11 protein-coding genes are annotated in these 9,810 nt (G+C 72.9%); 9 read left to right on the top strand and 2 right to left on the bottom strand.

From position 1 onward, the window contains the following. Nucleotides 1-382: 382 nt before the first annotated feature. Entirely contained in the window at nucleotides 383-1,099 is a 717-nt protein-coding gene (locus tag ACIQVZ_RS41725) for a GntR family transcriptional regulator (RefSeq protein ID WP_402458201.1), read from the bottom strand. 145 nt (nucleotides 1,100-1,244) lie between these two features. On the opposite strand from ACIQVZ_RS41725, the gene traA reads away from it, so the two are divergent. From traA to ACIQVZ_RS41690, 7 genes are all read left to right on the top strand, one after another. Further along, nucleotides 1,245-1,796 carry a plasmid transfer protein TraA gene (gene traA, locus ACIQVZ_RS41720; RefSeq protein WP_402458198.1) on the top strand — a complete coding sequence of 184 codons (552 nt, stop codon included), beginning with the start codon at nucleotides 1,245-1,247 and terminating at the stop codon, nucleotides 1,794-1,796. Nucleotides 1,797-1,823: 27 nt separating this feature from the next. Beyond that, nucleotides 1,824-3,848, top strand: coding sequence for a sporulation protein SsgA (locus ACIQVZ_RS41715; protein WP_402458195.1), 2,025 nt, complete (start codon nucleotides 1,824-1,826; stop codon nucleotides 3,846-3,848). Between the two features lie 177 nt (nucleotides 3,849-4,025). Next, a complete protein-coding gene (locus ACIQVZ_RS41710; RefSeq protein WP_402458192.1) occupies nucleotides 4,026-4,532 on the top strand; it encodes a hypothetical protein in 507 nt (168 codons plus the stop codon). 5 nt (nucleotides 4,533-4,537) lie between these two features. Beyond that, entirely contained in the window at nucleotides 4,538-5,632 is a 1,095-nt protein-coding gene (locus tag ACIQVZ_RS41705; protein ID WP_402458190.1) for a hypothetical protein, read from the top strand. A 94-nt stretch (nucleotides 5,633-5,726) separates the two neighbouring features. Then, on the top strand, nucleotides 5,727-6,098 hold the full coding sequence (locus ACIQVZ_RS41700; RefSeq protein WP_402458188.1) for a hypothetical protein: 372 nt from the start codon (nucleotides 5,727-5,729) through the stop codon (nucleotides 6,096-6,098). Nucleotides 6,099-6,118: 20 nt separating this feature from the next. After that, nucleotides 6,119-6,391 carry a DUF6303 family protein gene (locus tag ACIQVZ_RS41695; RefSeq protein ID WP_402458185.1) on the top strand — a complete coding sequence of 91 codons (273 nt, stop codon included), beginning with the start codon at nucleotides 6,119-6,121 and terminating at the stop codon, nucleotides 6,389-6,391. 490 nt (nucleotides 6,392-6,881) lie between these two features. Continuing rightward, complete coding sequence (locus ACIQVZ_RS41690; protein WP_402458182.1) at nucleotides 6,882-8,561, top strand: protein rep; 1,680 nt, start codon at nucleotides 6,882-6,884, stop codon at nucleotides 8,559-8,561. 227 nt (nucleotides 8,562-8,788) lie between these two features. Here ACIQVZ_RS41690 and ACIQVZ_RS41685 read toward each other — a convergent pair whose 3' ends face one another. After that, nucleotides 8,789-8,992 (bottom strand): hypothetical protein, encoded by a 204-nt coding sequence (locus ACIQVZ_RS41685; protein ID WP_402458180.1) that lies wholly within the window; start codon nucleotides 8,990-8,992, stop codon nucleotides 8,789-8,791. Nucleotides 8,993-9,114: 122 nt separating this feature from the next. On the opposite strand from ACIQVZ_RS41685, the gene ACIQVZ_RS41680 reads away from it, so the two are divergent. Together ACIQVZ_RS41680 and ACIQVZ_RS41675 are read left to right on the top strand one after the other, a co-directional pair. After that, nucleotides 9,115-9,411 carry a hypothetical protein gene (locus ACIQVZ_RS41680; protein WP_402458178.1) on the top strand — a complete coding sequence of 99 codons (297 nt, stop codon included), beginning with the start codon at nucleotides 9,115-9,117 and terminating at the stop codon, nucleotides 9,409-9,411. Nucleotides 9,412-9,507: 96 nt separating this feature from the next. Next, the gene (locus ACIQVZ_RS41675; RefSeq protein ID WP_402458175.1) at nucleotides 9,508-9,678 is read left to right on the top strand and encodes a hypothetical protein; all 171 of its coding nucleotides are present in this window, start codon (nucleotides 9,508-9,510) and stop codon (nucleotides 9,676-9,678) included. The last annotated feature ends 132 nt before the right edge of the window (nucleotides 9,679-9,810 follow it).

Raw genomic sequence — 9,810 nt, 5'->3', positions numbered from 1 at the left:
TGCCGGCCGTTCCGGTCTGAGCTCGCCATCGTCCTTGACTCACGGGTGGGGGGCGGTGGGGGCTCCCCGGTGGACGGCAGTCTCCGACCGTGCACGCCGTCCGGGGGCCCCGACCATCTCGCCAGGCGTGCACGGTCCGCGCGCGGCCGGTGAGGGGCCTCCGGGCGGTGTGCTAGCCCTTGGGTGCCGTCCGCCGGGGAGCCCCCACCTGAACCACGCCCAGCCCCGATGCACGCCGCACTCGAAATCCGGGCCCCCGGTTCCCCGGAGATGGCCCGCCGGAGGCAAGTCGGTGAGGTGAGCTGACGCTCCTTCCGACGGCAGGCACGGCGAAGGCCCGACACCAGGGGGTGTCGGGCCTCGGGTCGACCGTCGGCGGGGGCTACGCGGTGGCGTCGGGGGTCCAGCTGTAGGTGAGCCGCCAGTGGTGGCACGGCATCACGTGGCTGGTCACCTCGGTGACCTGCCCGTCCTCGGCCCAGGCGGTGTGGGTCAACTCGTAGACGCGGTGGTCCTCGGTGAGCTGGAGGAAGGTGACCTCCTCAGCCGTGGGCGGGCGGACGTCGATCTCCTCGGTGATCCGGGCCTGCTTGCGGCCCGACTCGGCGAGGCGGCTGATCATGCCGCCCGCGCCGGTTTCCTCGCCGGAGAGCCCGGCGGCGTCGGCCACGGACTTGGGGATTCGGGTCACCGCGATCTGGACCGGGACATCATCGGCCCACATGCGTCGGGTGCGGACGGTGTACTCGTCGGTCTCGGTGACGGTGGTCTCCCACCGGGGCTCGTGGCCGCGCTCGCGGACCTCGACGTCGAACGCGCCTCGACCGCGCTCGCGGTAGGCGGCCTCGTACCGCTCGGGGACGGCACGGGTGATCTTGTTCGGGATGCGGGTCACGCGAGTTCCTTGGGTCGTCATGGTGATCAGGCCTTCAGCGGCCAGGATGCGGAACGCCTTCTCGGCGGTGCCCTGGCTGACGTCCAGCTCGTCGGCGATCTGCTTGCTCGTGGGCAGGGGTTCCCCGGCCGCGTAGGTGCCGTCCTTGATCCGTCCCCGGATCACGTCGGCGACGCGCCGGTACGCAGGTCGAGTCGTAGTCATGGAACGGACGGTACCGCTGACAGACCGAACATGCAATCAGTAGGAACAGCTTGACGTTCTGTCAGAACGCCCCCATTCTGGAGTGGCACAACACCCCGACCGGGGATCACCGGCCGGGGCTCGGCCTCGCCATGGGGAGACGACAGTGGTCAACACCACGAAGAACAGCACCACGGGTACGGGCTCGGCGGCCGGTGGGTCCGCGACGGTCGGCAACGGGTTCGGGATGGGCGGTGCCACCTTCGCTCCGGGGTTCGCGGCGAAGTTCGCGCCGACGCTGAACGTGAACGTGGGGGGCAACGGTCAGCAGCCGCAGGGCGGCGGTGCCGGCGGTCAGCAGCAGGGCGGCGGTGGCGGGTCGCACTTCCTGCTGGGCGAGCCGGTCTTCGACAGCACGGACGACGTCCGGGCGTACTGCAACACGGTGCGGGCGGCGATGACGCAGATGGCCATCGAGCTGGCCATCGCGGGGAAGATCCTGGAGGCCCGGCTGTCGCAGGCGGCGAAGATGCCCGGCGACCACCCGGGGGCCGGTCGCCTGCGGGCCCGCCGCGTCGCCGGGAAGTTGCTGCGCACGGCCGACGCGATGACGAGTGGGGCGAAGAACGCGGTGGCCGCCCACGCCGCGCTCCAGCGCGAGTACTCGAACTTGATCCAGCCCCGGCCCCAGCGCCCGGCCACCCCCTTCAAGTTCTAGGCCCGGACCCCGGAAGGAGATCAGCTCATGTCCGAGAAGACCACCACCGAGCACGAGAAGCACGAGCAGCGGCTCAACTCCAGCACCACCGGGGCTGTCGGCGCCTGGCTGGTTCACCGCTCGAAGCCGTACCTCCCGGCGTGGATCGGTACTGCCGGCGTCGGGGTGGCCGGGGTCGCGGCGAACATCGCGTGGGAGGGCTCGACGGCGGCGGCCGTCGGTCTGACGCTCTCCTCGGGTGCGGTGACCGCTGCGTCCTGGTGGGCCGGATCGGGCATGAGCAAGGCCCGCCGGATCCACCTCGCGGTGACCACCGGCGTGGCGTCGGCCTGGCTCACCGGGGCGGCGCTGGCGGGCCCGATGGCCGGGCCGCTGCCGGACCTCTACCTGATGGGCGGCCCGGTCGTCGCCCTCTCCTGGAACGTGCGCCAGCTCACCCGGGGCAACGACAAGCAGGACGGCGGCGAGCGCGACGCGAGCCTGCTGGAGAAGGTCGGCCTCGCGAAGGCCAAGCTGGGCAAGGCGATGGTGGAGCCGAACCGGGTGACCGTGCCGATCGCCCTCCCGGCCGGGGAGTTGACCAACCAGGACGTGGCCAAGGCGATGCCGCTGATCGCCTCCGCGCTTGACGTCCCCGGCTCGGCGATCCGCTTCCAGCCTGACCCGGACTCGGCCCGGCGCGGAGTTTTCGTGATCGTGCCGACCGACATGCTCAAGGACCCGACCCGGTGGCCCGGCCCCTCGGCCCCCGGCGACTCGATCGCCGCCCCGCTGCGGATCGGCGTCTACGACGACGGGTCCGCTCTGCTCCTCCCGCTGCTGGACGCCATCCACATCCTGATCATGGGGATGACCGGCTCCGGCAAGACCGAGGGCGGCCTCGATGTCCTGTTGGAGGTCCTGACCCGCTGCGACGTCACGGTCTGGCTTAGCGACGCGGCCAAGGCCGGACAGGACTTCATGCCGCTGGCCCCGGCGATCGACTGGTGCGCCTTCGACATGCCGTCGACCATGGCGATGGTCGCCGCCGTCCAGGCCGCGATCCCCGCCCGGACGCGGTGGCTGCGGGACCACGGTTACCGGGCCTGGGAGCCCGCCGCCGCCCAGCGCCAGACCAGCAAGGCCCACTCCTGCAAGAAGCTCAAGGCCTGCGGCTGCGAGGGGCTGCCGTACCTCCTCGCCTGGATCGAGGAGGCGGCCAAGCCGCTGCGGGAGATGGGCGAGGACGCCTTTACCGGGGTCGCCCAGGAGGCGCGTTCCGCCGGCGTCTCGCTGGTCCTCTCCATGCAGCGCGCGTCCGGCTACCAGCTCTCCACCGACACCCGGGCGAGCCTGCCCGCGGCTCTGTGCTTCGGCGTCCGGGGCGACGACGCCCAGTTCGCCCTGCCGGAGGAGGTCCTGGACGCCGGGGCGAACCCGGCGGCCTGGGGCAACAAGCGCAAGGGCTACGTCTACGCCGTGTCGGCCGGGATCGACGAGGACATGCACGCGAACCCGGCCCGGACGTACTGGACCGGCTCGGCCGCCGACTACGTCGAGCTGGCGGAGTGGGCCGTCGGCACCTTCGCGGCCGTCCGGCGCCCGACCGACCCGATCACCGCCGCCGCCGCCGAGCAGGCGGTCGGCGGCTACTTCACCGACCGTCGGGCCCGCGCGGGCCTCGACTCCGACCAGCAGACGGAGACCTCCGTGTACCTGTCCGACCAAACCCCCGCCGACGACGACCAGGACGCCGGCATCCCCGTCGACCCGGAGGACGAGGGCATCGACCCCACGGCCGAGATCCCCCCGGTCGGCGACCCGATCGCCCTCCCGCCGCTCAAGCTCGGGCCGGAGGACGCGCGGGAGATGCTGCTGACGATCGTGGAGACGTTGGCGAGCATCGCCCCCGGGACGGTCGCGGTGAAGGACCTCGCGCCGTACCTGGGCCAGATCACCCGCGACCGCTCGTGGGTCTCCAAGGAGATGAAGAAGCTCTCGGAGGAGGGGCGCCTGGCCCCCACCGGCACCGACGGCGTGTACCGCCTGGTGCCGGTCCTGGCCGGGTCGTAGGACCGCCCGCACAGCCGCACACCCCGCACAGCCGCACAGCGCGAATTCCCACATCACGCGGGGTGTGAAGGGGGCCGCACAGCCCCCGCACACCCCGCCGCACACCGACCCGCACACCCCACGCAGAAGAGCCGCCCCGAGGCACCGGGACGGCTCCAACCGCCCACGGAGGCACCCGTGAACGCCCCCCAGTATGGCCACCCGATCGACACCGCCGACCTCCTGGCCGCCTTGATCCCGGACACCCCGGCCGGACTCACCACGGCCGCGCCGGTCGCGGCCCCGACCGCCCCGGCCGTCGCCCCGGCCGCGCCGATGACGATCGCGTACCTGCCGAGCGGTCAGCCGGTCTACGTCCCGGTCCCGCTCCCGTCCGACCTCCCCGTGGTCCGGGCCGCCGCCCCGGCCGGGCCGGTCGTTCCGCGCTGGGCGGTCGGCACGGCCGTCGCCTCCGTCGGCATCGGCGGCGGGGCCTGGATGCTGTCGGCCGCGCTCGGCCTCCTCGCCGATGGCGTCGCCGCGCTCGCTGCCGGCGCCGCCGCCGGACTCCCGCTCCTCCTCCTCGCCGGGGTCGCCGTCGCGGCTGTCGCCGGTCGACGCGGCCGGTCCGGCACGGGCGGCGCCCTGTCGGTCATGCAGACCGTGACGCAGACCGTCACCCAGACCATCCGGATCGGGGAGTGACGATCATGCAGACCCGCCACCTCACCCCCGGCACCCGCACCGTGTTCGCCGCCCTGTTCGCCGTCTGCGCCGCCGTCGGCACTGCCGGCGCCGCCGGGACCTACGCCAACGCGAAGAAGGCACTCGGCTCCGGCACAGCCGTAGGCGTCGTCGCCGCTGGGGAGGGCGCCATCCTGGTGCTCGGCCTGACGATGCTCGGCCTCACGCTGATCCAGCGGCCCTACCCGGCCGCCATGCGCCTCGGCCTGATCGGCATCCCGGTCGCCGCCGCCGTCGCCGGGATCGTGATCGCCCCGACGGACGCCGCCCGGGTGGCCTACGGGGTGTCCCCGCTCGCCATGACGGCCGCCGCCGAGCTGTCGGGTCTGCTCGCCCGCTCGATCGTCGTCCACCGCACCGGCGTTGACGCAGAGGGCGACCGCCGCACCGGCGACGCCCTGCGGCTGGTTGAGTACCACCGAGCCCGGGCCGAGCGTCACCCGGACGAGCGAATCCGCCGGCGCTCGGAGCGGGCGGCCTGGCGCCTCGCCCGGCGGATCGGCGCGGGCGACACGCGACTCGGCACGGCCCTGCCCGACGCCTACGCCGAGCGGACCGCGGCCGCCGCCGTCGCCGCCATCGACAGCCTGTACGGCCGGACCCCGACCCCGACCAAGCCGACCGTCGACACGGCCGTGCCGGTCGACCCGGAGCCCGTGTCGGCCACTCCGGCCGCCGCCGTCGAGACCGCCGCTCCGGTGCCGGCGCCGACCCCGGAGATCGCTCCCGAGGCGGAGTTGGACCCGGTCTCGGTGTACGAGCCGAAGCCGGAGGCCGCCCCCGAGCCGGAGGTCGAGACCCCGGCCGACACGGACGACACGGCCCCCGACACGGCCGTGCCGCCCACCCCGGGCGCCCCGCTGAGCGACGTCGAGCTGGACGTCGTGGTCCACATGATCCGGACCGAAATCGACCCGCCCCGGTCGTACCGCGACATGGAGCTGAGGTTCCGGCAGCTGGGCTACGTGGCCGGTGCCGCCCGGCTCCGCCAGGCCTGGAACCGCGTCACCGCCGCCCCGGCCGAGACGCCCGGCCAGACGTCGATCACCGACCTCGACTGACCGCCCGGACCGCCAGGGTCGCCTCCACCGCCCGCCGGTGGAGACGGCCCCGGCCGCCCGATCGTCGGCCGACACATCGACCACGGAGGCACCCGTGCTGTTCGAGACCTCGACCCCCACCCCGGCCACCGCCGACCCGATCGCCCCCACCCCGGCCTGGACGACCGTCATGACCCGCGCCGGATACACCTGCGAGTGCACCGGCGCCTGCGGCACCCGACACGGCCGCTCCGGACTTCGCTGCGACACCCGACACGGCCAGTACCTCAAGGCCGCCAAGGGCCCGGCCCGGCTCTGTGTCGGTCAGCCCGACCTCTCCGACCGCGAGGCCGCCGCGCTTCCGCCGGCGGACCTCGCCGCCTGGTGCCCGCCCTGCTGGCGGGGCACCGACCGCCGCCGCCGCGCCGCCCGTGCCACCCTCGACACCCGCCCCGACACGGCCGACACGGCCGACACGCTGTTCTGACACACCAGAGGAGACCGATCGTGACCACCTACCGCGCCACCTTCGCCCAGGGCCAGCACGGCACCTGGCACCTGTTCGTCGCCCTGCCCGGCAACGTCGCCGACTGGCCGACCGAGGAGTTCGGCACCAAGACCATCCCGACCGTCGAAGCCCGCGCCGAAGCCCTGGGCGTGCTGGGCTACGAGACCACCGCCCCGGCCGGCGCCATCGTCTGGGACTGGCACGAGGACGTCGCCGACGACGGCCAGGTGATGCTGCTCGCCGGAACCAACGTCCGACCGGTGAAGTACTGACCCAACGCCAGAGGCCCGGACCACCACGGTCCGGGCCTCGTTCGCATCTCACATCCCCCACCCGGCGCGTACGGCCACGGCCGCCCGCCGAGTGAGGCAGGATCAGGGGATCACTAACTCCAGAAACGGCTGAAGGCCCAGTCCCTGGCAGGACCGGACCTCCGCGTAGCCGAACCTCGCCCATCTCACCGACCGAGGTCCTGTGTCCAGCGTACGAGAGTCGTCTCATCCCGCGCCACCGCTACCCGGCGAGTCGCCGACCAGCGTGGCGCTTTCTGCTGTCCAGGTGCCCGAAAAGCGCCTCCTCGCGTGTGCCACCTGCGGCGCCCAACTCACCCCAATTCCGGGCAAAAGGGTCCGTGTCTACTGCTCCGACGCGTGCCGCAAGCGCATGGCCCGCAGGGCCGCGCCCACCCCGACGGCGGGTCGAGGCGGCACCTCCTCGGCAAATCCGGACGCGCGCCTAGGTACTACCGCGAGAACTACGGACATGCAGGTCAGCGGCCTGCATCACGACGGTGAGTCGGGCAAACCGGACACCGTCACGGCAAATCCGGACGCGCGGTTCAGCGGCGCGGACGCCGGTACGCCGATGGCCTCGGACGCGGACACCGCCGCCCGCGACGGGCGGTTCGAGCTGCGGGAGAGCCTGCGGGCGGTCACCGGCCTGGAGCGGCTGGCGAGGTGCGGCCTGTCCGTCCTGGCGGGCGGCGTGGTGCCGGTGATCCGCAACGGCCGGGCCGGATTCGCCGGAGTCGTCACCTGCGGGTCCGTCCACGTCTGCCCGTGCTGCCAGACCTCGATCCGCCGCGTCCGCCAGGACGAGCTGGACCAGGTCGGCCGGTTCTGGGAGTGCCAGAGCTGCGGCCTGGTCATGATGACGCTGACCATGCGCCACTACGAGCGCCAGCGCCTGGAGGCGCTCGCCGAACAACAGCGCGTCGCCTGGCGCGAGGGCTTCGGTCAGAACGCGGGCCGCCGCTGGCGCGACGCGAAGAAGGGCTTCGGGGTCCGCGGCTTCGTCCGGGCCTGGGAGGTCACCCACGGAGAGAACGGGTGGCACGTCCACTACCACGTGCTGCTGTTCCTGGCCCGGCCGCTCGGGGCCGAGCGCGTCAAGCAGCTGCAGCACCTCGCCTTTGAGGTCTGGTCCGCCGCGCTCGAAAAGGCCGGCGCCTACCTGCCCGTCGAGTTCGACCAGGACGGCAGCCCGGTCGGCGTACGGATCGACGCCCCGGACCGGGGAGAGTCAGGCAAGCTCGCCCGCTACCTGATGAAGGGCCAGGACGGGAAGGCGTCCTGGGGCGTCGCCGCCGAAATGACCCGCCAGGACGTCAAGGTGGGCAACGGCGGACACCGGACCCCGATCGAGATCGCCCGCGCCGCCGTGCTCCCCGACGCCGACCCGCGCGACGTCGCGCTGTGGCGGGAGTTCGAGTCCGTCGCCTCTGGGATCCGGTCCCTGTACTGGTCCAACGGCCTGCGCAAGCTGCTGGCGGAGATGGGCTTCGAGCTGGACGCCCGCGACGACGGCAAGGTGGCCGCCGAGGAGGCCGCCGCCGGAGACCGGCTCGCGATGATCCCGGCCGCCACCTGGTACCGCCACATCGCCCGCCGCAAGGGCCGCGCCCTCGCGCTCCTCAAGGCGGCTGAGGCGGGCGGCGTCCGCGCCGTCCGCGCCCTGGTCGAGTCCTGGGCGCTGGTCTGGGGCGCCGACGTCTTCGACGCCGAGCACCTGGAGCCCGCCACCACCACGCTCACCGCCGCCGAAGTTCTGCGGCGCATGACCCGCGCCGAGATGGCCGCCCGGGTCGCGGTCTGGCGCCGCGGCTTCGACCAGGCCGACGTCGCCGAGCGCATGTCGACGTTGGCTCAGGCCGCCGACGAACCGGAGACCAAGGCCCGGCTGGAGAAGGCCGAGCAGGCACGGGCAGAGGCGGCGAAGGTCGCCGAGCAGGTGGCCGAGGAACGGCGGCAGACCAACACCCCGGTGCCGATGTGGTGGTCGGAGTACACGTCGCCGGAAGCGCTGGACGACCTCCGGCGAACCGCGCTCTGGCCCCAGCCCAACGACGCCCAGGCCGAGTTCCTCCGCCGCCGCCGCGCCGCCCAGGCCGCCCAGGCCGATGCGCTCGTGGCAGGCATCGAACGGGCCCGCGCCCGGGGCTGAGTTGGCGCATCACCACAGGTCGGCGGACGCGAGTTGGCGCAAGAAAGCCGAGACCCCGGCCGTCCTCGGTCGGGGTCTTCGTGCCCGGTTGGACAGTCCAACGGGATAGCTCGCTCCGCTGCGAGCGGGCCGCGAACTGGGCCCAGTTCGCACTAACTCGCTCCGCCCGCGGAGGGCAGTTTCGCGCGGTAACCGGGTGCAGCGAGTTAGTGCTTACTGTTCCAGTTTCACGCGCCCGGGCCGGTGCCGAGGGGGCGTCGGCGGGGCGGCTCGGCGTGCTCCTGGTGGACGTCGGCGACGGCGGCCAGGCCTTCGAGAACCACGGCTTCGATCGGGAGTCGGCGGGCGCCGGCGGTCCCGGACTCGACGGCCTGGTGCTCGTCGTCGAGGAGGTCGCGGCGGGACAGCGGGCGGCGGTGTGGAGTGCTCATCCAGGGACCGTATCGGCAGCGGCGGGTGACGATACCTTGGCACTCCCTGACCAAGATCACCGAAATGCCAGAGGTGCGACCAACGGCCGCGACCCGTCAGCGCGCGCGTCGTTGGGCACTGCATGACGTACGTATCCGCGGCTTCCGCGCAGTCGATCCTGAACGACCCGATGGTCAGCTCCGGCACCCGGGAGTTGGCCCGGGCCTACCTGGAACTGCTGGCGAACATGGACCGGGTGTGCGCGCTCGGCGAGCGGTGGATGGAAGGCGGCCCCGAGACCGAGCCGTACGGTCGGCGCCTGTTCGACGCCGTCAACGACGAGGAGGGGGACGACGTCGCCGACGAGGACCAGGACGTCGCGGAGGTCGGCGCCGAGCGCCCGGCCCTCGCCCTGGTCACTCAAGTGTCTGAGGTGTGACCGACTTCGATCACCGGAAATCCGCGGCTTCCGGAGTCGGGGATCGGGTCGCCGTCGGGTCGTGATGCAAGGGTGTGCCGCTCGTTAATCTCGGGTATGGCCACGATCTTTGACGAGATGCTCGGCATGGGCGATCCGGACGACTGGGCGCGGATGCGCGACCTCAACCGCAGGTGCGACTGGTGCATGTGCTGCCTGGCGGTGCAATGCGTCGGCGAGGACGGCGAGTCCTGCGGCACTGAGGTGTGCCCCTGCACGAGCGAGTAGCGGCCCGGCGTGCTCCTGGTGGTGCTCGTCGTCCTGGTGCCGGCCGTTCCGGTCTGAGCTCGCCATCGTCCTTGACTCACGGGTGGGGGGCGGTGGGGGCTCCCCGGTGGACGGCAGTCTCCGACCGTGCAC

The sequence above is a fragment of the Kitasatospora sp. NPDC098663 genome (assembly GCF_044760075.1).
Taxonomy (GTDB): Bacteria; Actinomycetota; Actinomycetes; order Streptomycetales; family Streptomycetaceae; genus Kitasatospora.
Note: the sequence above shows the minus strand (reverse complement) of the source record. Positions and strands in the feature narration are given on the sequence as shown.